The sequence below is a fragment of the Prevotella sp. RM4 genome, assembly GCF_000701965.1.
Classification (GTDB): Bacteria; Bacteroidota; Bacteroidia; order Bacteroidales; family Bacteroidaceae; genus Prevotella; species Prevotella ruminicola.
The window spans coordinates 217,587-243,287 of record NZ_JNKG01000009.1 but is presented as its reverse complement, the minus strand read 5'-3'; the positions used below and the strand labels follow the sequence as shown (position 1 = coordinate 243,287).

19 protein-coding genes and 1 tRNA gene are annotated in these 25,701 nt (G+C 49.0%); 15 read left to right on the top strand and 5 right to left on the bottom strand.

Features of this window, described 5'->3' with window-relative positions; translation table 11 throughout:
- The first annotated feature begins 9 nt into the window (after window positions 1-9).
- Genes T499_RS0109050 through ftsZ form a run of 10 tightly spaced genes read left to right on the top strand, consistent with a single transcriptional unit; the run spans window position 10 to window position 13,613 of the window.
- A complete protein-coding gene (locus tag T499_RS0109050; RefSeq protein ID WP_033150718.1) occupies window positions 10-2,133 on the top strand; it encodes a penicillin-binding protein in 2,124 nt (707 codons plus the stop codon).
- A 23-nt stretch (window positions 2,134-2,156) separates the two neighbouring features.
- Window positions 2,157-3,608 carry a UDP-N-acetylmuramoyl-L-alanyl-D-glutamate--2,6-diaminopimelate ligase gene (locus T499_RS0109045; protein WP_033150717.1) on the top strand — a complete coding sequence of 484 codons (1,452 nt, stop codon included), beginning with the start codon at window positions 2,157-2,159 and terminating at the stop codon, window positions 3,606-3,608.
- Window positions 3,609-3,619: 11 nt separating this feature from the next.
- Complete coding sequence (locus T499_RS0109040) at window positions 3,620-4,891, top strand: phospho-N-acetylmuramoyl-pentapeptide-transferase (protein ID WP_013063086.1); 1,272 nt, start codon at window positions 3,620-3,622, stop codon at window positions 4,889-4,891.
- 8 nt (window positions 4,892-4,899) lie between these two features.
- Complete coding sequence (gene murD, locus T499_RS0109035; RefSeq protein ID WP_033150716.1) at window positions 4,900-6,231, top strand: UDP-N-acetylmuramoyl-L-alanine--D-glutamate ligase; 1,332 nt, start codon at window positions 4,900-4,902, stop codon at window positions 6,229-6,231.
- Between the two features lie 3 nt (window positions 6,232-6,234).
- Window positions 6,235-7,473 carry an FtsW/RodA/SpoVE family cell cycle protein gene (locus T499_RS0109030; protein WP_033150715.1) on the top strand — a complete coding sequence of 413 codons (1,239 nt, stop codon included), beginning with the start codon at window positions 6,235-6,237 and terminating at the stop codon, window positions 7,471-7,473.
- Window positions 7,474-7,515: 42 nt separating this feature from the next.
- Window positions 7,516-8,619 carry an undecaprenyldiphospho-muramoylpentapeptide beta-N-acetylglucosaminyltransferase gene (gene murG, locus T499_RS0109025; RefSeq protein ID WP_033150714.1) on the top strand — a complete coding sequence of 368 codons (1,104 nt, stop codon included), beginning with the start codon at window positions 7,516-7,518 and terminating at the stop codon, window positions 8,617-8,619.
- A gap of 31 nt (window positions 8,620-8,650) precedes the next feature.
- Entirely contained in the window at window positions 8,651-10,024 is a 1,374-nt protein-coding gene (murC, locus tag T499_RS0109020) for a UDP-N-acetylmuramate--L-alanine ligase (protein ID WP_033150713.1), read from the top strand.
- A gap of 18 nt (window positions 10,025-10,042) precedes the next feature.
- On the top strand, window positions 10,043-10,798 hold the full coding sequence (locus tag T499_RS0109015) for a cell division protein FtsQ/DivIB (RefSeq protein WP_033150712.1): 756 nt from the start codon (window positions 10,043-10,045) through the stop codon (window positions 10,796-10,798).
- Window positions 10,799-10,802: 4 nt separating this feature from the next.
- A complete protein-coding gene (ftsA, locus tag T499_RS0109010) occupies window positions 10,803-12,257 on the top strand; it encodes a cell division protein FtsA (RefSeq protein WP_013065058.1) in 1,455 nt (484 codons plus the stop codon).
- Between the two features lie 15 nt (window positions 12,258-12,272).
- The gene (gene ftsZ, locus T499_RS0109005) at window positions 12,273-13,613 is read left to right on the top strand and encodes a cell division protein FtsZ (protein WP_013063184.1); all 1,341 of its coding nucleotides are present in this window, start codon (window positions 12,273-12,275) and stop codon (window positions 13,611-13,613) included.
- Between the two features lie 10 nt (window positions 13,614-13,623).
- On the opposite strand, the gene recO is transcribed toward ftsZ, so the two are convergent.
- The gene (gene recO / locus T499_RS0109000) at window positions 13,624-14,349 is read right to left on the bottom strand and encodes a DNA repair protein RecO (RefSeq protein ID WP_033150711.1); all 726 of its coding nucleotides are present in this window, start codon (window positions 14,347-14,349) and stop codon (window positions 13,624-13,626) included.
- 104 nt (window positions 14,350-14,453) lie between these two features.
- Here recO and T499_RS14685 point away from each other — a divergent pair.
- The 5 genes from T499_RS14685 to T499_RS0108980 all read left to right on the top strand — a co-directional run bounded on the left by T499_RS14685 (window position 14,454) and on the right by T499_RS0108980 (window position 19,450).
- A tRNA-Glu gene (locus tag T499_RS14685) sits at window positions 14,454-14,525 on the top strand.
- Between the two features lie 154 nt (window positions 14,526-14,679).
- On the top strand, window positions 14,680-14,934 hold the full coding sequence (rpsT, locus tag T499_RS0108995; protein WP_013065333.1) for a 30S ribosomal protein S20: 255 nt from the start codon (window positions 14,680-14,682) through the stop codon (window positions 14,932-14,934).
- A 159-nt stretch (window positions 14,935-15,093) separates the two neighbouring features.
- Window positions 15,094-17,070 (top strand): DNA topoisomerase (ATP-hydrolyzing) subunit B, encoded by a 1,977-nt coding sequence (gene gyrB, locus T499_RS0108990; protein ID WP_013063082.1) that lies wholly within the window; start codon window positions 15,094-15,096, stop codon window positions 17,068-17,070.
- Between the two features lie 86 nt (window positions 17,071-17,156).
- Entirely contained in the window at window positions 17,157-18,467 is a 1,311-nt protein-coding gene (locus T499_RS0108985) for a TlpA family protein disulfide reductase (protein ID WP_033150710.1), read from the top strand.
- Window positions 18,464-19,450 (top strand): tetratricopeptide repeat protein, encoded by a 987-nt coding sequence (locus T499_RS0108980; RefSeq protein ID WP_033150709.1) that lies wholly within the window; start codon window positions 18,464-18,466, stop codon window positions 19,448-19,450. The genes T499_RS0108985 and T499_RS0108980 overlap by 4 nt, the downstream gene beginning before the upstream one ends.
- Before the next feature lie 475 nt (window positions 19,451-19,925).
- On the opposite strand, the gene T499_RS14220 is transcribed toward T499_RS0108980, so the two are convergent.
- From T499_RS14220 to T499_RS0108960, 4 genes are all read right to left on the bottom strand, one after another.
- The gene (locus tag T499_RS14220; RefSeq protein ID WP_052173584.1) at window positions 19,926-20,756 is read right to left on the bottom strand and encodes a GLPGLI family protein; all 831 of its coding nucleotides are present in this window, start codon (window positions 20,754-20,756) and stop codon (window positions 19,926-19,928) included.
- Between the two features lie 94 nt (window positions 20,757-20,850).
- The gene (locus tag T499_RS0108970; protein WP_157054575.1) at window positions 20,851-22,443 is read right to left on the bottom strand and encodes a hypothetical protein; all 1,593 of its coding nucleotides are present in this window, start codon (window positions 22,441-22,443) and stop codon (window positions 20,851-20,853) included.
- A 6-nt stretch (window positions 22,444-22,449) separates the two neighbouring features.
- Window positions 22,450-24,354 carry a HAMP domain-containing sensor histidine kinase gene (locus T499_RS0108965; RefSeq protein WP_033150707.1) on the bottom strand — a complete coding sequence of 635 codons (1,905 nt, stop codon included), beginning with the start codon at window positions 24,352-24,354 and terminating at the stop codon, window positions 22,450-22,452.
- A complete protein-coding gene (locus tag T499_RS0108960; RefSeq protein ID WP_084163044.1) occupies window positions 24,347-25,699 on the bottom strand; it encodes a PDC sensor domain-containing protein in 1,353 nt (450 codons plus the stop codon). The genes T499_RS0108965 and T499_RS0108960 overlap by 8 nt, the downstream gene beginning before the upstream one ends.
- Between the last annotated feature and the right edge of the window lie 2 nt (window positions 25,700-25,701).

Sequence of the window (25,701 nt, the reverse complement as noted above, 5' to 3'; positions counted from 1 at the left end):
AGAAACGAGATGAGTAAGTTCAATAGCGATAAAGTCATGCCGCGCTACTTCGTCATAGCAGTAGTACTCACGCTGATTGGTTTTGCCGTAGTGGGCAAAGCCATGTACATCATGACTGCCAAAAAGGATTATTGGACTCAGGTGGCCTCGCGACTGAAGCGCGATAGCGTCACCGTAAAGCCTAATCGTGGAAATATTCTGAGTTGCGACGGTCAGCTGATGGCCAGCAGTATCCCAGAGTATAAGGTATATATGGATTTCCAGGCTGGTGCCGAGGATTCTACTGGTGTACACAAGCGCGACTCGATCTGGGCAGCCGAGATTGACACCATCTGCTATGGACTGAACCAGATTTTCCCACAGAAGTCGGCTGCCGAATTCAAGGCACATCTGTTGGAAGGTAAGCGTAAAGTGATGAAGAACGGTACCGTAGGTGCCCGTCACTGGGCTATCTGGCCTCGCCGTATTGATTACAATACTTTCTGCGAGGTACACGAACTGCCCATCTTCAGAGAGAAACTGTATAAAGGCGGTTTCCACTGGGAGACCTTCAACTCACGCCGTAAGCCATTCGGCACCTTGGCCCAGCGTACCATCGGTGAGATGTACGGTGCTAAAGATAGCGCCAAGAATGGTCTGGAGCTCTCGTTAGACACCTTACTCCGTGGTAAGAATGGTTTGATGCATCGTCGTAAGATTCTGAGCAAGTACCTCGACATCCCTGTACTGTCGCCCGAGGATGGTGTAGATGTAGTAACCACCATCGATGTAGGTATGCAGGATTTGGCCGAGCGTGCCTTGGTAGATGAACTGAAGGAGATTAACGGCGAAATGGGCGTAGCCATCCTGATGGAGGTAAAGACCGGCGACGTAAAAGCCATTGTAAATATGACCCGTGGATTGGACGGTAACTATTACGAGATGGTGAACAATGCCATCAGCTACCGTTGTGAACCAGGTTCAGTATTCAAGGTAGCCTCGTTCCTTGTTGCCCTCGACGATGGTGTGATCGACACCACAATGACTATCCCAACAGGCTGTGGTGTGATGGAGATGCACGGTCGTCCCATGAAGGATCACAACTGGCGTCGTGGCGGCTATGGCACCATCAATGTAGCACGCGCCCTCGAGGTAAGCTCGAACATCGGCGTAAGCTACCTGATCGACAAGTACTACGGTCATAACCCCAAGAAATACGTAGAGGGTCTATATAGAATAGGTATACACGAGGACCTGAAGTTGCCATTGGTGGGTTATCATACCCCTATGATCCGTATGCCGGATACCAAGACTACCGACAGATCCAAGTACTGGAGTAAGACCACCCTACCCTGGATGAGTATTGGTTACGAAACTCAGATAGCACCAATCAACACCGTGGCTTTCTATAATGCGATAGCCAACAACGGCAAGATGATGCAGCCACGCTTTGTTAAGCAACTGATGAAGAACGGCGAGGTGATTCGCGAGTTCGAGCCAGTAGTGCTGAAAGAGCGCATTGCCAAACCACAGACCATCAAAACCATGCAGACCATTCTGGAACACGTGGTTAGTCAGGGTCTGGGTAAGAAGGCCGGCTCTAAATCATTCAAGGTGGCAGGTAAGACAGGTACAGCCCAGGTGGCCGACCAGTTTGGTAGTTACCACTCAGGTGTTACCCGTTACTGGTTGAGTTTCGCAGGTTTCTTCCCTGCCGACAACCCACGTTACACCTGTATCGTCTGCCTCAAGAAGTCGGGCCTGCCCGCATCTGGTGGTGGTATGAGTGGTGTGGTATTCCACCATATTGCCGAAGGTGTGATGGCACAGAGTCTGAAGCGTAACGTAGATGATGCCCGCGATTCTCGCTCATCGTTTACACCTGCAGTTAAGAAGGGCGATAGCCAGGCTGCCAACTACGTATTGGCCAGTCTTAAGACCAAGGCTTCGGCTCCTAGCAGCGCCAACTATCGCGAAGGCAGCAAGCATACCGTACCCGATGTAACAGGCATGGGTGCCAAAGATGCCGTTTATCTGTTAGAGAGCCGTCGTGTTAAGGCACGCATCAAAGGAAGAGGAAAAGTTAAATCACAAAGTATCCACGCCGGAACCGCAGTTAAGCAAGGAATGGTGTGCGAACTCATTTTAGATTAATATATATAATAAGGTATAAGCATATGAAGTTAAATGAACTGCTCAAGAATGTAGAAGTACTCAACACGCAGGGCGATGTTGATGTAGAGATTACGGGTGTGAACATCGATTCACGTCGCATTGAAGCTGGTCATCTGTTCGTCGCCATCCCAGGCACCGTAACCGATGGACACAAGTTCATTCCAAAAGCCATTGAGTTAGGAGCAACTGCTGTATTGTGTGAGAAATTTCCAGAGGAGCAGGATCCTAAAGTAACATTTGTTCAGGTAGCATCTACCGAGAGCTGTGTAGGCGAGGTTGCCACCCAGTTCTATGGCGACCCATCGCGTAAACTCAAACTGGTAGGTGTAACAGGTACCAACGGTAAGACCACCATCGCCACCTTATTATATAATATGTTCCGCAAGTTCGGACATAAGTGCGGTCTGCTGTCAACTGTATGCAACTACATCGAGGACGAGGCTATCCCAGCCGATCATACTACTCCCGACCCCATCGAGCTGAACCGCTTGCTGGCTCAGATGGTTGATGCCGGTTGTGAGTATGCTTTCATGGAGTGCTCGAGTCACGCCATCGCTCAGAAGCGTATCGGCGGACTGAAGTTTGCAGGTGGTTTGTTCACCAACCTGACACGCGACCACCTGGACTATCACAAGACCTTTGAGAACTACCGTGATGCCAAGAAGGCTTTCTTCGACGGTTTGGAGAAAGACGCCTTTGCCATTACCAATGCCGACGACAAGAATGGCATGGTGATGGTGCAGAACTGCAAGGCCAACGTAAAGACCTACTCTACCCGCACCATGGCCGATTTCAAGGCAAAGATCATCGAGTGCCACTTCGAGGGTATGTATCTCGACATCAACGGCAAGGAGGTTGGTGTGCAGTTTATCGGTAAGTTCAACGTCAGCAACCTGCTGGCCGTTTATGGCGCTGCTGTTATGTTAGGCAAGAAGCCCGAGGATATCCTGCTCATTATGAGTACGTTGAAGAGTGTGAACGGAAGATTGGAGCCAATCCACTCACCCGAAGGCTATACAGCCATTGTTGACTATGCCCACACCCCTGATGCCCTGGAGAATGTGCTCAATGCCATCCACGAGGTACTGAACGGCAAGGGTAAGGTCATCACCGTATGCGGTGCTGGCGGTAATCGCGATAAAGGTAAGCGCCCCATCATGGCACAGGAGGCCGTTAAACAGAGCGATAAGGTGATTATCACCTCTGATAACCCACGCTTTGAGGAGCCACAGGATATCATCAACGATATGCTGGCAGGTCTCGACCAGAAGCAGATGAAGAAGGTTGTGAGCATTGTTGATCGCCGCGAGGCTATCCGCACCGCCTGCATGCTGGCCGAGAAGGGCGACGTTATTCTGATTGCCGGCAAGGGCCATGAAGACTATCAGGAAATTAAAGGTGTAAAGCACCACTTCGACGATAAGGAAGTTGTAAAGGAAATTTTTAACTCTTAATATTATCAACAATGTTATACTATCTGTTCAGATTCCTCGACCAGTACGATATACCTGGATCACACATGTGGGCGTACATTTCGTTCCGCTCACTGCTCACGCTCATCCTCTCGCTGATAATCTCAGCATGGTTTGGTGAGAAGTTTATTAAATGGATGAAGCGCCGCAGCATTTTTGAGACCGAGCGCGATCCAAGTATCGACCCATTCGGAGTCGAGAAGAAGGGTGTGCCTACCATGGGTGGCATCATCATCATCGTAAGCATCCTCATCCCTGTGTTGCTCTTCGGCCGTATCCGCAACACCTATCTTATCCTGATGGTTATTACCACCGTATGGTTAGGTTTCCTGGGATTCCTCGACGACTATATCAAGATTTTCAAGCGCAACAAGGATGGCTTGAAGGGTAAGTATAAGATTGTTGGTCAGGTAAGTATCGGCTTCATCGTTGGTCTTACACTCTGGCTCAGTCCCGATGTAGTGGTTCGTGAGAATGTGAATGTCCGTCAACAGAACCAGGAGATTGTGGTAAAGCATAAGAAGGAGGCTGTAAAATCGTTACAGACCACCATCCCATTCATAAAGAATCACAACCTGAACTACTCTAACGTGATGTCGTTCTGCGGCAAGTACAAGGTAGCTGCCGGTTGGATTATCTTCGTCTTCATCACCATCTTTGCCGTAACAGCCGTATCAAACGGTGCCAACCTCAACGATGGTATGGATGGTATGTGTGCAGGTAACTCAGCTATCGTAGGTGTGGCGTTAGGCATACTGGCCTATGTGTCATCGCACATCGGCTATGCCTCATACTTCGACATCATGTATATCCCTCACTCTGAGGAGTTGGTTGTATTCCTCTGCGCATTCATCGGAGCCATGATTGGTTTCCTGTGGTACAATGCCTATCCCGCTCAGGTATTCATGGGCGATACCGGTTCGCTTACCATCGGTGGTATCATCGGTGTAGCCGCCATCATTATCCACAAGGAGTTGCTGCTGCCTATCCTGTGCGGTATCTTCTTCGTCGAGAGTCTGAGTGTGATTATCCAGACCCAGTGGTTCAAGTTCATGAAGCGTAAGGGGCAGCGTGTGCGCGTGTTCCGTGCAACACCTATCCACGACAATTTCCGTAAGCTCGACACACAGCTCGATGCTACAAGTAAATATATTCTGAAGAGTTGGCCTCATCGTCCGTTCCACGAGTCGAAGATCACTATCCGATTCTGGATTACATCAGTTATTCTGGCCGCACTCACCATCATCACATTAAAGATGCGTTAAACAAGTATATGAAAAGGATTGTTATATTAGGAGCAGGAGAAAGTGGCGCAGGAGCTGCTGTTCTCGCAAAGAAAGAAGGTTTCGATGTGTTTGTATCAGACATGTCGAAGATTGCCGACAAGTACAAGAAACAGTTGGACGACCACCAGATTGAGTGGGAAGAGGGTCAGCACACAGAAGAGAAGATTCTGAATGCCGACGAAATCATCAAGAGTCCAGGCATCCCCGATACCGCTCCCATGATTCAGAAGATCATTGCCAAAGGTATCCATATCATCAGCGAGATTGAGTTTGCTGGTCGCTATACCGATTCAAAGATGATCTGTATCACAGGTTCTAACGGTAAAACCACCACTACCTCGCTCATCTATCATATCTTTAAGGAGGCTGGTTACGATGCCGGTTTGGCTGGTAATATAGGTAACTCGCTGGCTCTGCAGGTGGCCGAGGATCCACACGAATACTACATCATCGAGCTCAGCTCATTCCAGCTCGACAATATGTACGATTTCCGTGCCGACATCGCTATTCTGCTGAATATCACACCCGACCATCTGGATCGTTACAACTTCGAGATGCAGAACTATGTAGATGCCAAGATGCGTATCATCCAGAACCAGACAGATAAGGATGCCTTCATCTACTGGGCCGACGATCCCATCATTAAGCGCGAATTAGAGAAGTACGATATCCACTCTATCCAGTACCCGTTCTCTGAGCTGAAGGAGAAGGGCGTGATTGGTTACATCGAGGAGGGCAAGTATAAGATTGAGAAGCCCGAGCCATTCAATATGGAGCAGGAGAGTCTGAGTCTAACAGGTAAGCACAACATCTACAACTCGCTGGCTGCAGGTATTGCTGCCGACATTGCTGGTATCAAGAAGGAAGAGATTCGCAAGAGTCTAAGCGACTTCCCTGGTGTTGAGCACCGTTTGGAAAAGGTTTGCACCGTTCGTGGCGTGCAGTATATCAACGACTCAAAGGCCACCAACGTAGATGCCTGCTGGTATGCCCTCGAGGCCATGAAGACCAAGGTTATCCTCATTATTGGTGGTAAGGATAAGGGCAACGATTACGAGCCCATCAAGCCACTCGTTAAGGAGAAGTGCTCTGGTATTGTGTACCTGGGTGCCGACAACCAGAAGCTGCACGACAACTTCGACAACTTAGGCATTCCCGTACGCGACACCCACTCTATGAAGGAGTGTATGGAGGCCTGCTACAAGATGGCCAAACCAGGCGAAACCGTACTGTTAAGCCCCTGCTGTGCTTCGTTCGACCTCTTCAAGAACATGGAGGATCGCGGCGAGCAGTTTAAGACAATAGCAAGAAGTCTGTAAAGAATGAACAAGAAAATAGGCAACATCTTTAAAGGAGACAAGGTCATCTGGATGGTATTTTTCTTCCTCTGTATGATCAGTATTGTCGAGGTATTCTCTGCCTCGAGTAACCTGACGTATAAGAGCCAGAACTATATGGGTCCTATCGTGTTCCACACCGTCACCATCATATTGGGTGCAGTGGTAGCGGTAGTTACCCTTAACATTCCGTGCCGTTACTTCAAGCTGATGACGCCTTTCTTACTCATCATCACCGTAGTACTGCTACTATGGGTACTGGCTGCTGGAGAACGAACCGGCGATGCCAGCCGATGGATTAATATCTTCGGCTTAACGTTCCAGCCGTCCGAGATTGCCAAAGGCACCATTGTGCTGGCCACAGCCCAGATTCTGAGTGCCATGCAACGCGAGAACGGAGCCGATAAAAAGGCCTTCAAGTACATCCTGTGCATCGTGACTCCCATCGCCTTCCTGATTATGGTCGAGAACCTATCGACGGCAGCCCTGCTGTGCTCGGTAGTATATCTCATGATGATCATCGGCCGTGTACCCGCCCTGCAACTGATAAAACTGGCAGGTGTAGTGATTGGTTTGGCTTTGGTAGGCTTACTGCTCATTATGGCCGTAGGTAACGATACCAATGTGGCCGTAGATAAAGCCCAGACCGAACAAGTGGTTACTGCCCCCAAGGAGAAGAGTAAAATCGAGAAGCTGCTGCACCGTGCCGATACCTGGAAATCACGTATCAAGAAATTCTCGAACAAAGAGGAGATTACTCCCGACCAGTACGACCTCGACAAGGATGCACAGGTGGCACACGCTAACATTGCCATCGTATCGAGTAACATCATCGGTAAAGGTCCTGGTCAGTCGGTAGAGCGCGACTTCCTGTCGCAGGCCTTCTCCGACTTTATCTTCGCTATTGTCATCGAGGAGTTAGGTATTGTAGGCGCCACAGCAGTAGTATTCCTTTACATTGTGCTGCTATACCGCACCGCCCGTATTGCCAGTCGCTGCGAGAACAATTTCCCCGCCTTCCTGGCCATGGGTCTGGCCTTGCTGTTAGTCATCCAGGCCTCGTTCAATATGCTGGTAGCCGTAGGTATCGCCCCTGTTACCGGACAGCCGCTCCCACTCATCAGTAAAGGTGGTACATCTACCATCATTAACTGTGCCTACATCGGTGTTATATTAAGTGTTAGCCGTTCTGCGAAAAAAAGGGAGTTAAAAATAGCAGAATAAGAAATTAAATTTGTAATTTTGCACGCAATAATCAAATATGATATGGAAGAACTGAGAGTCATCATTAGCGGAGGAGGCACTGGAGGACATATTTTCCCAGCCGTCTCGATAGCAAATGCCGTGAAGGCACTGCGCCCCGACGCCAAAATTCTGTTTGTTGGCGCCCTTGGACGAATGGAGATGCAACGCGTGCCAGCTGCAGGTTACGAAATCAAAGGTTTGCCAATCTGCGGTTTCGACAGAAAGAATTTACTCAAGAACTTTAAGGTTCTGTACAAGATATGGAAGAGCCAGCGTATGGCCAAGCAGATTATCAAGGATTTTAAGCCTCAGGTAGCTGTAGGTGTTGGCGGTTATGCCAGCGGTCCTACCCTTAACAAGGCAGCCGCCATGGGTATCCCCTGCTTGATTCAGGAGCAGAACTCATACGCAGGTGTTACCAACAAACTGTTGGCAAAGAAAGCCGCCAAGATTTGTGTGGCTTACGAGGGAATGGAGCGTTTCTTCCCTGCCGACAAGATTATCCTTACAGGAAATCCCGTACGTCAGGCTCTGCTCGACACAAAGATTTCGCGTGAGGATGCCATCAAGACCTTTGGTCTCGATCCTGCCAAGAAAACCATTCTGCTGGTAGGTGGTAGCCTTGGCGCCCGCACCGTCAACGAGAGCGTGCTGCAGCACCTCGACCTGGTAAAGGCTGCCGATGCCCAGTTTATCTGGCAAACCGGTAAGTACTACAGCGCCGAGATTGCCGAGCGTTTGAAGGGACAGGATATCCCCAACCTGGTGGTAACCGACTTTATCACCGATATGGGCGCTGCTTACAAGGCCGCCAATCTGGTTATCAGTCGTGCCGGCGCCAGCAGTATCTCTGAGTTCTGTCTTATTGGCAAGCCCGTTATCCTGGTACCAAGTCCTAATGTGGCCGAGGATCACCAGACCAAGAACGCTCTGGCTCTGGCCAACCGCGATGCCGCCATCTACGTGAAGGATGCCGACGCACCAGCCACCCTGTTGGAGCTGGCCATCAAGACGGTTGCCGATGCCCAGAAGCTGCAGTCGCTGAGCGAGAATGTTCTGAAGCTCGCCCTGCCCGACTCTGCCGACATCATTGCCAAGGAGGTTATCAAGTTGGCAGGAAAGTAAGAAGTGAAAAGCGAAGAGTGAAAAAGAGATTATGGAATTAAACGATATAAAAGCAGTATATTTTGTAGGCGCCGGTGGCATTGGAATGAGTGCCATCGCCCGTTACTTTATTAAGAAAGGCCTGGTGGTAGCTGGTTACGACAAGACCCCATCCGACCTGACCAAGCACCTCGAGAACGAGGGTATGCTTATCCATTACCATGAAAGTGTCGACGAGATTCCTCACGTGTGCAAGAAGAAAGAGTCGTGTCTGGTTATCTATACCCCAGCCATCCCTGCCGATCATCAGGAGCTCAAGTACTTTCGCGAGAACGGTTTCGAGATTCAGAAGCGTGCTCAGGTACTGGGCACCCTTACCAAGAGTCACAAAGGTCTCTGCGTAGCAGGTACCCATGGCAAGACCACCACTTCTACCATGTGTGCACACATCATGCACCAGAGTCAGCTCGACTGTAATGCCTTCTTGGGTGGTATCTCCAAGAACTACGGCACCAACTATATCCTGTCGGATTCAGACTACGTAGTTATCGAGGCCGATGAGTTCGACCGCTCTTTCCACTGGCTGCGCCCTTGGATGAGCGTTATCACCTCTACCGATCCCGACCATCTGGACATCTATGGTACCAAAGAGGCCTACCTTGAGAGTTTCCGTCATTACACCGAGCTCATCCAGCCAGGCGGTGCCCTGATTATCCATCGCGATCTGGAGATGAAGCAGAACGTACAGGAAGGTGTTCGTATCTACGACTATAGTCTGAACGAGGGCGACTTCCACGCTGAGAATATCCGCATTGATAACGGCGAGATTACATTCGATTTCATTTCGCCCATCGAGAGCGTTAAGAACGTACAGTTAGGTCAGCCCGTGCCCATCAACATCGAGAACGGCATTGCCGCTATGGCTATGGCACAGCTGAATGGTTGTACAGCCAACGAACTGAAGTACGGCATGCAGACCTATGGTGGTGTGGATCGTCGTTTCGACTTCAAGATCAAGACCGATAAGTTAGTGTTCCTAAGCGATTACGCCCATCATCCAAAAGAGATCTATCAGAGTGCCAAGAGTATCCGCGAGCTGTATAAGAACAAGCATATCACAGCTATTTTCCAGCCCCACCTATACACCCGCACCCGCGATTTCTACAAGGATTTCGCCGATGCTCTGAGTCAGCTCGACGAGGTGATACTCACTGAGATATACCCCGCCCGCGAATTACCTATCGAAGGCGTTACCTCGCAGCTCATCTACGACAACCTGAAGCCAGGTGTGCAGAAGAAGATGATACAGAAGGCCGATGTACTCGACTACATCAAGGACCACGATTTCGAGGTACTCATCGTGCTGGGCGCTGGCGACCTGGATAACCAGGTTCCCCAGATGGTCAAGGTTTTAAATAGTAAATAGTATAATTGTAAAATACAAATGACTTTCAACTGGAAACATATCCTCTTGGTAGCCTGCAACGCAGCCGTTGGCATCTACTTGATACTGGCCGTCACCGCTTTCAACAGCCCCGACGAAGCCATGGCCAAAGCCTGCACCGAGGTTAACATCGACATCGAACAGGAGTCGATGGAGGGTTTCCTGAATCCAGCCGAAGTCAAGAAGCTGCTCACACAGCATCAGTTATACCCGCTCTCGCAGCCCATGAACACCATCTCGCCACGCAAGATGGAGGAGACCCTGCTTAAGAGTCCGTTTGTTGAGAAGGCAGAGTGCTATAAAACACTGAACGGACATGTGTGCATCAGCATCAAACAGCGCATACCTGTTATCCGCATCATGGCCGAGAATGGCGAGAACTACTATCTCGACCATCATGGCAACATCATGCCCGAGGCAGGTTATGCCACCGATATTCTGGTAGCCACAGGCCGCATCAGCAAGAAGTACGCCCAGAAAGCCCTGTCGAAGGTGGCCAACCAGATTGTAGGCGATAGTTTCTGGCGCAACCAGGCTGTACAGCTCAACATTCTGCCCAACGGCACCATCGAGATGGTACCCCGTGTAGGCGAGCATGTAGTATTTCTGGGATCGCCCACAAATATCGACAGCAAGCTCGAACGTCTGCGTAAGTTCTACATCTACGGTCTTAACAAGGCCGGTTGGAACAAGTACAACTATATCAATGTAGAGTTCAGCAACCAAATTATATGTAAAAAAGTGAATAGTGATTAATAATATGGCAGCAAAGGATTTTATTGTAGCAATTGAACTCGGTTCATCCAAAGTAACCGGAATCGCGGGACAGAAGAATCTCGACGGCAGCATCAACGTACTGGCTGTTGTCAAGGAGAACTCTTCGTCGTTTATCCGCAAAGGTGTGGTTTATAACATCGACAAGACCGCACAATGCCTTACCAGTATTATCAAGAAACTGGAGAATCAGCTCAAGACTCAGATCACACAGGTGTATGTCGGCGTTGGCGGTCAGTCAATCCGCAGCGTCAAGAACGTAGTAACCAAGGATCTTCCAGGCGAAACCATCATCACACAGGATATGGTAATCGAACTGATGGATGCTAACCGTAACATGACCTACCAAGACCAGGAAATTCTCGATGCTGCCGTACAGGAATACAAGGTGGGCACCCAGTTCCAGCTGGACCCCGTAGGCATCCAGGCCACCCATCTCGAAGGTCACTTCCTGAACATTCTGGAGCGCAAGGCCTTCTACCGCAATCTAAACAAGTGCTTCGAGACAGCCGGCATCAACGTAGCCGAGATGTACCTCGCACCTTTGGCACTGGCCGATAGCGTGCTTACCGAGGTTGAGAAACGCTCTGGCTGCGCCCTTGTCGACCTCGGATCGGATACCACTACCGTATCTGTTTATTCAAAGAATATCCTGCGCCATCTGGCTGTCATCCCTCTGGGCAGCAATAATATCACCAAGGATATCGCCACACTCCAGATGGAAGAGAGCGATGCCGAGAAGATGAAACTGAAGTACGGTTCGGCCTATACCGACAATAACGAGATCGACAACGAGCTCAAGTACTCTATCGATCCCGACCGTCAGGTTGAGAGCCGTAAGTTCATCGAGATTGTAGAGGGTCGCTTAGAGGAGATTATCGAAAACGTATGGTACCAGATACCATCTGAATATTACGACAAACTGTTAGGCGGTATCATCCTGACAGGTGGTGGTTCGAACATGAAGAACATCGAGAAAGCCTTCTTCAACCACACTCACGTAGACAAAATCCGCATCGCCAAGTTTGTATCGCAAACTGTGCAGACCAACAACGAGGACATCAAGGCCCACAACGGCACGATGAACACCGTATTAGGTCTGCTGGCCAAGGGCGACATCAACTGCGCTGGCGATGCATTCGATCCTAACGGCGACCTGTTTGCCAGTCTGAGACCTCAGACACCACATCTCACTAACGACCAGCGCCCAGCCCGTCAGACTACCGATCTGCCAGCAGGTGTTATCCGTACCGAGGCCGAGAAGCAGAAGGCCGAAGAGGAGCGCCGCCGCCAGCAGGAGGAGGAAGAGCGCGCACGCCTTGAAGAGGAGCGCCGCCAGCAAGAGGAAGAGGCCCGCATCCGCAAGGAGAACAGCACCTGGAACAAGTTCAAGAAAGGACTCCTGAACTTTGGAAAGAAGATTGTTGAAGAAGAAGATTAAAAAAGAAGAAGAATTATGGAGAATAATATGAATATAGACATCCTGGACTTCGGAGCACCGGAGAAGGAGCACAGCATTATCAAAGTGATTGGTGTTGGCGGTGGTGGTGGCAATGCTGTTAACCACATGTATCGCGAAGGCATTCACGATGTTACATTCGTGCTTTGCAACACCGATAACCAGGCACTTAACGATTCGCCCGTACCCGTACATCTCCAGTTGGGTAAGGAGGGTCTTGGTGCAGGAAACAAGCCTGAGAAGGCTCGTCAGGCTGCCGAAGAGAGTATCGACGACATCCGCACCATGCTGAACGACGGCACCCGCATGGCATTCATCACCGCAGGTATGGGTGGTGGTACCGGTACTGGTGCAGCCCCTGTTATCGCCCGCGTTTCTAAGGAGTTAGGTATCCTTACCGTAGGTATCGTTACTATCCCCTTCCGCTTTGAGGGCGACCGCAAGATCGACCAGGCTCTCGACGGTGTCGAGGAGATGTCGAAGCATGTCGACGCCCTGCTGGTTATCAACAACGAGCGCCTGCGTGAGATTTATCCAGAGCTGTCGGTTCTCGACGCCTTTGGTAAGGCCGACGACACACTGAGCGTTGCCGCCAAGTCAATCGCCGAGATTATCACTGTTCACGGACTCATCAACCTCGACTTCAACGATGTAAAGACCGTACTGAAGGATGGTGGTGTAGCTATCATGAGTACTGGTTATGGCGAGGGCGAAGGTCGTGTAAAGAAGGCTATCGAGGATGCCCTCAACTCACCGCTGCTTAACGATAACGACATCTTCAACTCTAAGAAGATTCTACTCTCTATCTCGTTTGCAGGTTCAAAGGATGGTCAGTCATCACTCATGATGGAGGAGATGAACGATGTTAACGACTTCATGGCTAAGTTCGGCAACGACTTTGAGATTAAGTGGGGATTGGCAACCGACCTTGAGCTGGGTAAGAAGGTTAAGGTAACTATCCTGGCCACCGGTTTCGGCATCGAGAATGTAGATGGTATGAACGGCCACCTGAAGAAGCACTCTCAGGAGGATATCAACCGTATTGCTGCCGAGCAGGAGAAAGCTGCCGAGCGTCAGGACCGTCGTAACCGCTACTATGGCGGTGAGGGTGCCACCAAGCGCTACAAGCGCCGTCCTAACATCTACCTGTTCCGTCCTGAGGATCTGGATAACGACGATGTGATCTCTGCTGTTGAGCAGACACCTACATACAAGCGTACCCGCGAGATTCTGGATAGCATCAACTCGCAGGCCAGCAACGTAGATGAGATTGTGAACATCGACGAGCCCAACCAGGAGCCACAGGAACCTATTCAGGGCACTATTAAGTTTATGTAAATCAGCTGCCTTACTGATATAAGGCTTGCAATACCTCTATCGACTTCATCTCTGGGAAATCCGGCAGATGGAGTCGATAATATTTTAGTGATACCTCCAGTAAGCGGTTGCGCTCCTGGTGTGACATGCGGAACAGATGCATGGTGGGAAAGTCCATACGCATCATCAGCTGTACTTTCTGTGCCTCTTCGGGATGCAGAAAGTCGCGATGCACAGGCGGCATTGGCATAAACACACTCTCACGCAAGTCAAAATAATCGCCATCCTTGTAATCGTCAAGATTCGGATAGAAGCCTAAAAAGCGTGTCAGCCTCAACAAAAACACCAAGTGGAAGTTAGCAAAACTCGACTGCTGACCGTCCAGCCATACAATACTATTCTCCAGATACTCGTACAGCAACTCGTTACGCTGTTCCGATCGCAACGCATAATACAGGAATTCGGCTACGAATAGCGAGATGGCCAACTTGTCGGGCTCGAACGGTATCGATGCAAAGGGGGCAGCCAACCGTACATCATGCAGTTTCTGCAGCTGCTGTCTTGGACGTATATCGGTTTCTATTTCCAAAATAGTCAATGGCTGGAAAAACTGCTTCTTTACCTTACCCTTGGGTGTTTTGGGTATGCTCACAATAAACGCCTGCCTACCAAACACTTTGGTAAACATATCTACTATCAGTCGGGTTTCGCCGTATTTGATAGCATGCAGCACAATAGCCTGAGTTTTCGTCAACATACGGTGCAAAGGTACGAAAATTATTCGTAAAATGTTATTTTTTACTAAAAAAATTTGGTAGAACCGAAAAATAGTAGTACCTTTGCACCCGCATTTTGCGCGATGGTCCCTTCGTCTATCGGTTAGGACGAGAGATTTTCATTCTCTAAAGAGGAGTTCGACTCTCCTAGGGACTACAAAATTTAAATCTGTCATCTGCACAGCCATGTGCTACCAGCCTTCAAGGATGGGATAAGGTGGCGGAGGGTTCGTAAGAACCCGCCCAGGGCAGCCTTAACGACGTAAGACCCATAAGCTTTATATTAACAATTTAAATTTCATTCAAAAAACATGGCAAATCACAAGTCATCAGTGAAGAGAATCCGTCAGGAGAAGAAAAGAGCACTTCACAATCACTACTACGCAAAGACAATGCGTAACGCAGTTCGCAAGCTCCGTGCTACAACAAACAAGGAAGAGGCTGTAGCTCTGTTCCCAAAGGTACAGAAGATGCTGGACAAGCTGGCTAAGACCAACGTAATACACAAGAACAAGGCCGCAAACCTGAAGTCAAGCCTTGCACTGCACGTTAACAAGCTGGGATAATATTTACCCAACAATAAGTACAAGCCGTAGCCCCAAGAGGGTTGCGGCTTTCTTTTTTCAGTTTTTTAGCAGATAAACTACGTTTATCTGAACTTTTTTTTGTACCTTTGCAACCAAAATGGTAAATTTCGAGAATCGAAAAATTGAAGAATTAAAATAATGACAGAAGAACAACTGAACCAAGAACAAAACTACTCCGCGAGTAACATTCAGGTACTCGAGGGTTTGGAAGCTGTACGTAAGCGTCCTGCTATGTACATTGGCGACATCAGTGAGAAGGGTCTCCACCATCTGGTAAACGAAACCGTTGATAACTCTATCGACGAGGCCATGGCTGGCTACTGTACCCACATCGAGGTAACCATCAACGAGGATAACTCAATCACCGTTCAGGACAACGGTCGTGGTATCCCAGTAGATGAGCACGAGAAGATGCACAAGAGCGCCCTCGAGGTGGTTATGACAGTACTCCACGCTGGTGGTAAGTTCGATAAGGGCTCATACAAGGTATCAGGTGGTCTGCATGGTGTAGGTGTAAGCTGTGTAAACGCGCTCTCTACCCACATGATGTCGCAGGTATTCCGTAACGGTCACATCTACCAGCAGGAGTACGAGAAGGGTAAGCCCCTCTACGACGTTAAGATTGTAGGCGACACCGATAAGACCGGTACCCGCCAGCAGTTCTGGCCCGACGGCAGCATTTTCACTACTACCGAATACAAGTACGACATCATCGCTAAGCGTATGCGCGAGCTGGCTTATCTTAATGCCGGTATCACCATCACACTTACCGACCTGCGTCCTGATGAGGAGGGCAATCTCCGTCAGCCCGAGGTATTCCATGCCAAGGAGGGACTCAAGGAGTTCGTTCGCTACGTCGATCGTCACCGCACCTCAATCATCGGCGATCCTATCTGCCTGAAGACTGAGAAGGATGGTGTACCCATCGAGGTAGCCCTGCTGTACAACAGCGATTATTCAGAGAATATCCACTCTTACGTTAACAATATCAACACCATCGAGGGTGGTACCCACCTTACTGGTTTCCGCATCGCCCTGGCCCGTACTCTTAAGAAGTATGCCGACGAGGACGATCAGCTGCGCAAGCAGATTGAGAAGGCCAAGATCGAGGTAGCCCAGGACGACTTCCGCGAGGGTCTTACCGCCATCATCTCTGTTAAGGTTGCCGAGCCTCAGTTCGAGGGTCAGACCAAGACCAAGCTGGGTAACAGCGAGGTGAACGGTGCCGTACAGAAGGCTGTAGGCGAGGCGATGACCAACTACCTGGAGGAGAACCCCAAAGAGGCTCATACCATCTGCGAGAAGGTTATTCTGGCCGCTACAGCACGTATTGCAGCCCGCAAGGCCCGCGAGAGTGTACAGCGTAAGAATCCTATGACTGGTGGTGGTCTGCCTGGTAAGCTGGCCGACTGCTCAAACAAGGATCCTAAGGAGTGTGAGATCTTCCTCGTCGAGGGTGACTCGGCCGGTGGATCTGCTAAGCAGGGTCGCGACCGTCACTTCCAGGCCATCCTGCCTCTGCGTGGTAAGATCCTGAATGTAGAAAAGGTACAGTGGCACCGTGTGTTCGAGGCCGAATCGGTTATGAACATCATCCAGAGTATCGGTGTACGCTTCGGCGTTGACGGCGAGGACTCTAAGGATGCCAATATCGATAAGCTGCGTTACGATAAGATTATCATCATGACCGACGCCGACGTCGATGGTTCTCACATCGACACACTGATCATGACACTCTTCTATCGCTTCATGCCACAGGTTATCCAGGGCGGTCACCTTTACATCGCCACCCCACCACTCTACAAGTGTACTTATAAGAAGACCTCTGAGTACTGCTACACCGAGCAGCAGCGCCAGGCATTCATCGATAAGTATGTAGCTGGTAACGGCGACGACAAGGGCTTGCACACCCAGCGTTACAAAGGTCTTGGTGAGATGAACCCAGAGCAGCTTTGGGAGACTACCATGAACCCAGAGAACCGCTTGCTCAAGCAGGTTACCATCGAGAACGCTGCCGAGGCCGACGAGATCTTCTCAATGCTGATGGGCGACGATGTAGAACCACGCCGCGAGTTCATCGAGAAGAACGCCACCTACGCCAATATCGACGCATAATAAATGCAAACTAATTGCAAACTCCGGTAGCATCAGGCTATCGGAGTTTTTTATACCTTTGCCACCGATAAACAATAATCACAATAATGAAAAAGATTGCATTAGTAACATTGATGGCAATTGAGGCCATAGACGTTTCGGCCCAGAAGTGGGTGGGAGTGCCAGAGAATAGGTTTGCGGTAACGGTGAAGATTGATTCGGCCATTGCCAGCGAACCGCAAAAGATGTATATGTACTCGATGATTGAACGCGAGATGCAACTGCACGACTCTATCAGTTTCGACTCGTTGCATCGCGAAGGCACCATGCATGGCTTTGTGCCTTACGAGTATAACGTTAACCTGCTGCTGCAGCGTCGTGGTCCACAGTGCGTGCCCATCGTAGTAAAGGGTGGCGACAGCTTAACGATTCATATCGGCGATGAAGACGACGGCTTTCGTTTGCGCTATATCGATAAGGTGCAGGGCTCACCATCAACACTCGAAATGGTGCATTATCAATGTAGGTACGATAGTCTTCGTCAGGTATATCTCAATCAGAATAACATGTCGCAGCTCTATAACCTTTCCGACGCCCAGTGTGATTCTATCCGCGCCATAGCCAAACAGGAGAAAGATAAGCTTGAACGCTATATCCTAGATTATGCCTGTACTGGTAAAAGTCCGTATAGTGTGATTGAGGCTGCAGGTGATGTATTCTACTCTTTCCGCAGGAATCCAACGCTTTATCCTTATACCGAGAAGGAGGTTGACGATATGATGAACTCGCTGTTAGTGCGATTCCCTGATTATCCACCTATGAAAGCCTTTGTAAACGATAGCACGATGGGGACATATATGTCGGCACAGAGTTTTGAGATATGGGCTGGTATGCAATTACGAACGTATAGTGAGCGATTCCAGAAAGAAGATAAAGTAAAAGTAAGGCCTTTGAAGGTAGGCGACTACATGAACTTGCGCCTTTATAACGGAGCGAAGCCTAACGTTAATGAATTTCGTGGGAAATACGTTTTGGTAGATTTCTGGGCATCGTGGTGCCAGCCTTGCATGGCTCAGATGCCCAATATCCGCTATGCTGCACAGGAGTTTAGCGATGACTTGGCTGTGTGTCTGATAGGTATAGACGAGAATCGCAAACAGTGGTGGAGCACCGTAAAGGAGAAAGATCTGCGCAACAAAGATGCCACCCAAACCGATCGCCCCTACAAGATTTACAATTATTATGCCTACGATGATAAGAAGAGAGTAATGTATCCCGAGTATCAAGCTCTCGATATCCAAACCATTCCCCATAACTATCTGGTTGACCGTTCTGGTCGTATCATCGCTAAGAATATCAGCATCACGTTAGCTATCGATAAACTTAAAATATTATTAGAAAAAGAGAAACAACAATGAAAAAGATATCACTCGTAATTCTTGCCGTATTCATTGGCCTGTCTGCCTTTGCACAAACGCCAACAACTCTTCGTGCTGATGCCATACGCTTGGCATCGCGTGGGTATTTTAACAAAAGTCTGGATTGTCTGCGACAGATAGCAGTTGATAGTCTTAACGCAGAGGATATGCACCTTTACTACAACAATTTTGCTCAGCTTGGCCAGAACGATTCCTTGGCCTATTGGGCTGATGAGATGTTGAAGAGCAATCCTTACGATGCACAGTTGATTGTAGATTATACGCCTCGACTGAACAACGGTTGGCAGGGTGATATGGGACGTAAGACTTTCCCAATGAAGGTTATCGACATCTGCAAGAAGTACGTTGAGCGCGATTCAACTCATATTCTGATTAACCGTCAACTGGCCGAGGCCTATTATAACATAGGTAATTACGACCTTGCCTTGCAGGAATTTAAGAAACTTGAGGCTGTTGGCGATACCTGTTTTGGTACGCTCTATACCTTAGGCTTAACTTATCAGCGTATGGGCGATAACTCTACTGCCTATGATTATCTGTATCGTGCCTATGATAAGAACGACCATCATCCCTATTGTCTGTTTATGTTGGGCATTGTCAGCAACAGAGTAGGCCTTGGTGCTGAGGCTTTGTCGTATCTCGATGAGGCTAAAAAACTATTAATGCCCGATCGTCAGACCCTATTCCGTTTGCATAAGGAACTGGCCGATGCCTTTAAACTAAAGTCAGAACCTGATTTCCGTTTGGAGGAACTGCAGGAATGTATGCGTTATGCTGAGGAGAAAGATGTAAACGAGTTAACGTTCCTGATGGGACAATGTTACTTCCAGCTAAAGCAACGCGACAAGGCCAAAGACTGTTTCAACCGATTCCTGGAGGCTACCGAGAACAAAGAGTACAACGATAAGATAAAGGGAATGCGTTCCGATGCCCAGCGCACCCTTCGCATGATGATGTGGTAATATGGTTTTTATCTGCATAGATTCCCAGCTTGGGAACGGTTTGTTCCCACGTTGGGGATGAATCGTTCCCACGTTGAGAACAAAATGTTCCACCGAAGGGAATACCCCCTAAGGAATCGGCCGAACACCTTGAAGACATAATTCGAATAACTCATAGACATAACCAGAACAAAATACCCGACTTTTTAGGTTTTTCACAAGAGTTTTTCAAAAAAACTCTCATCCCTCCCTTAGATTTCCTGAAACCCGCATAAACAGGGGATTTTAAAAAATTCAACTTTCCCTAATCCCTCCCTTCATCCCTCCCTAATCTCTCACTAAATCTCTCATACTTCACTATTCGATAATCTATAAAAGTGAGGGGTGAAGGGAGAGATCAGGGAGGGATTAGGGAGGGATAAAAATTATCTCTCACGTCCCGAAACACTTGTGTTTATACGGGTTTTGAAAGATTTTATGAGAGATGAGGGATTTTTTATTTCTTTTTACGTGAGCGGGGGTTAGTTTTATTTTTCTTTTTGTGGTTTTGATGAAATAGTTCGTAGGGGATGGCAGTTTTGGGAATCTGCTTGATGATACGCCCATTTTTATCAGTTACCCAAAAACGTGTCAACCCTGGCGATAATAACTTGTTGTTGCCTTCAATGTCAGCGGCCTCAAATAACAACAACTCTTCCGCTTTCTCTGGGGTTACTAATCGTATTCTTTTTGATGCAGGAAAAGAAAAAGTGTGTCCATCGCCTTTCTCGATGCTGGTGCAATCGAAAATAAACTGTCGTGTACTATCTTGGGCATGAAGTATCAGCCCAGGCAAACCGCATAATTTCCAAGGGCCATCGTTATATGCCAAATCAAGTGTATACCATGCAGTCCAGGTTCGACCGCGAAATGTGGTCTGAGCTTTGTGGCAAGGATATCCACAAACAATAGAATCGCCCTCGACCAACTGCCAATCAAACAGATGGTTGATAGAATCCTGAGTGGTTATCCAATACGGCCAATGCATGGCTGTGACAAGCCCTTTGTTAGGCATATTCTTGTAAACCTCTTCATTCTTAATCTTTGTTCCTGGATAGGGAGCTTTGCCTACGGGATTAAAATTATACCACTCTGATACCTTACTATAATAACGCGAAGTATTTGTGCCAATATCAAGCTGAGCGATGTCTCTTGACAGCGAATCATCTTCGGCATAGTTCAGATAATGCACCTCATAGGTAACCGACAGTTTGGTAACGTCTGACTGAGCATCAACACCAGCCACACGTGCAATCAACATCAATAATAATAGAAGTATCATTTTCATCCTGAATTTGATTTTGGTTTATCGGCGGCAAAGGTATATAAAAACTCCGATAGTCTGATGCTACCGGAGTTTGCAAATAGTTTGCATTTGGTGTTTAGAGGGTGCGGATCACCTCGTCCCAGTCTTTTGCGCTGGCTTTTTTGCCAAATGTCTTTTCGTACAGACGACTGCGAACGGTTGAGATGGCAGCCTTGCTACGGAGGGTGAGCGTAGCAATGCGAACAGGTTCGAAACCTGCTTTGAGTAGCATACTGACGTGCAACTCGTGAGTAGATGGGTGACACAGATGCATCAATCGGCCAGTGAAACCATCATATACCTCATCGATGGCCTCCGACAGATTTATCCAATCCTCATCTGTTGGGTGCTCACTATCAGGCAGCGTTGTCAGGCGTTGCCATATCTCTGTACTCTCTATCGTTTGTTCAGCTCGTTTTATCTCTTCAACGTCGGTCTTAGCATAGTTCTTTTTCAACTGTTGCAGGTGCTGGATACGCATCTCCATCAGTTCCTGGCGGCGGCGATGACGCTGGATATAGGTAGCAAAGAGCACTACGATAATCACCACCACAGCAATACCTATTATAATAATAGACTGCTTAAAGTTGTTGTCGGCTTTCAGCTGTACGTTTTCTTCGGCCTGTTTCTGATTGTTGTAGAAAGCGTCGGCCTGGGCGATGGCCTCGTTGTTGGCAATAAAGTTCAGCTCATCGTTCAAATCCTTGTAACGTGTGAAATGATCCTCGGCCTCGGCAGCTTTTCCTTGTTTAATGGCTATATGAGCCAGAATCTCATGCACATCACGCTTACTTACCGAGTTGCCCTCTTCCATCACTCGCTGGCCAAAATAGAGCGCAGAATCAATCCTGCCAGTGTGGTAATATACGCTTGCTAACAAGGCATCAACCTTATGACGCCCGCCTTGCATATGTTTATCCTTCAGGGGCAGAGCCAAGCCCTTGGCTGCACTATACCGCCCGCTTTCGCAGTAATAGGTAGCCATGTCGAGCCTCAGCTCGTCCTGCTCGTTAATCAGTCCTGCTTTTGTAGCCAACACGTAGGCATCGTACAGGTTCGACAGCATTCCTCGTGGCACACGCTGCATCTTGAACGACTGACTGATATAGCGCATAGCCTGTATCATGTTAAGTGTGTCGCCCTGATTTTCGGCATAGTGCAGAATGTAATTAGCATAGCGATTGGCCACATCGGGCATATTCTGGCGCAGCAGCAGTTTCACCATCCTTTCGTATAAATCGATATGCTGAGGCGTGATTTCGGTTGGCAACAGCTCTTCGGCCTTATGATAATAGGCGATGGCCTTAGGACCATCGCTGCAGTTGGCTGCTACCGAACCAGCTATGATATAACTGCGTATCAGTTTTTTCTTATCGCCTACCTCCTCGTAATAATCCACTATTTCGTCAGCAGCCTTAAAGTTGCGTTCGGGCGACAGCTCGTTGTTCATCTCAAGAGTCAACAGCATATAATAATGCTTCACATAGTCGGCACAATTATCCGCCTGCCCCTTAAGCTGGGCCAGTTCCTTTCGAGCTAAGTCACGATTATGTCGATGATCAATCTTGTCGAGCTCGTGGTAATAATACTTGTTGCCGCTATAATGGCAACCCGATAAGAGCGTGATGGCAAACATTACCATCAATCCTTGAAAACATATCTTTTTCACTGTTCTTTAATTTGTATTTGGGATGGTAAGGATGAAGCGACAGCCAGAGTGGTAGGTAGTGTCGAGAACTACATCGCCGCCTAGGTTCTGGGCGTGGCGCTTGGCAAGCGGCAGGCCCAAGCCGAGACCTTCGGAGAGGTCATCGACCTTGGTAAAGAACTTAAAGAGGTGTTCAACTTCGGCCTCAGGGATGCCGTTACCCTGATCCTGAACCGCAAAGCTAACCATAGCCTCATCGGCCGATACCTGCAACTCAACATGCTTTCCGTCGGAATACTTGGCGGCATTGTACATCAGCTCCAACAACGCATGCATAAAATAGGTGCGGTTGGTAAGCACACTGAAATCGTCGGCCAGTTGCGACTGGATGCTGATACTAACACCAGGATAGCGCTGGCGCACCACATCTGCAGCCTGATGGGCCTCTCGTACACACAGCAGCGTGTCGGTTTTATCGCAATTCATCTCCTCGTTCAATCCAGAATCAGAGCTGTCGAACAGCATCTGCACCATGCGGTTAAGCTGGGTGGCATTATGGTTCATGGTATCGGTAACATTCTTCAGATCGTCGTCCGACAGGTTACCGCTACCAGCATCGCTGAGCACCTGAGCAAAGCCCATAATGATATTCAGCGGCGTGCGTATCTGGTGGGTAACGTTCTGTATAAAAGTGGTCTTCTGGCGGTCGGCCTCCTGAGCCATACGGGTGGCCTGTAGCAGTTCCTCGTTGCGCTGGCGGGTCTGGTCGCTCACAAAGCGCACACTCTTCATGTGGTAGTTAAGCGATTCCAGCATCTGTGCAAAGCTGTTCTGCAAACGGCCTATCACATCGATACGTGTGGTGCGAGGGATAGTAACATCCATATTACCAGCTGTAATGCTCTGGGTTTTATACAGCAGCTCGTGCAGCGGACGGATGGTATGAGCCATAGCGCGATGACTCAACAGAATAATCACCAGCAAGCCGAGTACCAGCAGCGATACCACGATATAAATCAGTCGATGGTAACCTTCCATCACATCGCTATCAGGACACACAATAGCCAGGCTCCACTTGGTGCCAGGCACAGGCTGGTAGCACACTATACAATCGGCCCCATCCATGTTTACCATCATATTACCCCTTTTTCCGCTGGTCATCTCGTGTCCCAGCACTATCTGGTCGGCCTGTTTGCGGGTATCGGCGCCCGTAAAGATGGTTTGTTTAAACAGCAGCGTAGAATCGGGATGCACATAGTAGCGGCCATTCTCGCCTATCAGCATGAAATAAGAATGGGGATAGGGTTTCATAGCTGACATTTCGTGCGAGAGTCGCAACAGCGAGAGGTCGGTAGAAATCACACCCACAAACGCGCTATCGGCATTATAAAGCGGTTTGCAATACGATGCCAACATGCCAACGAGGGTGAGCTCCAACGAGTCAACCTCATCGTAATATGCCACCCAGCAGGCATCGCGCAACTGGTGGGGCGTTTTATACCATACCTTATTAAAATAGTCGTAGGGCTCTTCGATAACCGTGGTTACCGAGTCGGCCTTACGCACCGAGTAAGCCGAGAAATAACGTCCGTACTTGGGGAACATATCAGGCTGGGCACTGATAGAGCAGCCGTCGATATGGGGATTGAGACTCACGATACGATTGGCGAAATACAACAGCGAGTCGGGTGTAAACACCTGCTCTACCTGCCACAGGTTGGCATTGGTAGCCGTCTCGATAGTCAGGAAATGCCGGTTAAGCTGCTGCATGGTGGCATTCAGTACGCTGCTGGCATGCCCGATGGCCTCGTTACGAATCATTTTTCGCGACTGGGTGAACAGCACGCCCAGCGAGATGACAAAGATGGGGGCAGCCAGAATCAGGAGTGCCACGCTGAGTTTGGTTGAGAACGACTTACGGATATTAATCATGATCGGCCTCCTTTCTCATTTCATCATCCGACATCGATATCAGATTCTTCAGCAGCTCGGTGATGGCCTTACCCTTCTTCTGTACATCGCTCACCAACTGGGCTGTATCACGATCCGACTGACTGCAAAGCTGCTGCACATCCTGTTCGATGGCAACGGCAGGTTCCATCATCTGGTTGGTCATGTTATGTAGGAACGAGGTTTTCATACGGTCGGCCTTCTTAGCCTGATCGTAAGCCTTTCGCAATCCCTCGCAGCGCTGATACAGGGTATTCTTCAGACTCTCCAGCTCATCTATCTGGGTGGCCAGCGAGCGTTGCATCAGCTGGAAGTTGTCCTGCAAACGTCCCACCTCATCAATATGCTTGCTATCAGGGATGGGTTCGCTAAAGTTACCTGCGGCAATATGCTGCGCCTGGGATGTAAGCATGAGCAGAGGCTTCAAGCGGCTCTTGATAACCGCATGACTCAACAGGAACGTCAACAGCAGGCCTATAATACTGATAACCAGCACATAGTACTGCAAGTTGTTGTAATCGCCAAAGATATCACGCTCAGGATAGATGATACCTGCGCTCCAACCCAGATGGCCGATGGCGCGGCCACGCACACTGCTACGACTGAAGGGCTTGAAGTACACATAGAAATCGGTGCCCCACAAACAGAATGTGCGATAATCGGTCTGGCCGGCAATCATTGCCTGCACAGCCTCGCCAAGTTCAGCGTTGGCATTAGCCTTAGATATCTCGATGGCCGACTGCTGCATGAGCTGCTCAGCATCGGGATGCACAATAAAGTTGCCCATGCTGTCGAGTAGCACACAGAACGAGTTCTCGGATGGTTTGGTCTGAGCCACAATGCGCGAGAGCAAACCTATCGAAACATCGGTACTGACGTAACCCGCAAGCTGCCCTGCAGTATTATACAACGGCACACTGAAACTGATAAGCGGCTCCTTACCCTCCTGGACAGGTTTTACGGTCCACTTCGACTCTTTTATTGTAGTGTCGCCAAGGGCGATGGTGCAATCGGCCACGTAAGGGTTACTGTCTATGAGTTTGCGGCGATAGAGTTCCAATGCCTCAGGATTGTTGATATGGGGTGGCAGACTGTAATACACATTACCCGCCGTTTGCTCAACACTCAGCAGAATGTTATCAATATTCTGCACAGTGGCATCCAGCGTCTGGGTAACGCGGGCCATGGTTTCTTCCTTTACCTTTTTTCGCGAGTAAAGCAGCATGACTACCAACGAGGCTATGAGCAGAACGGCCATAGCCGAGACAGCCATCAGACTGATTTTGACTGATAGGCGGCCTTTGATAAAGTTAGTTAGTTTAGTCATAC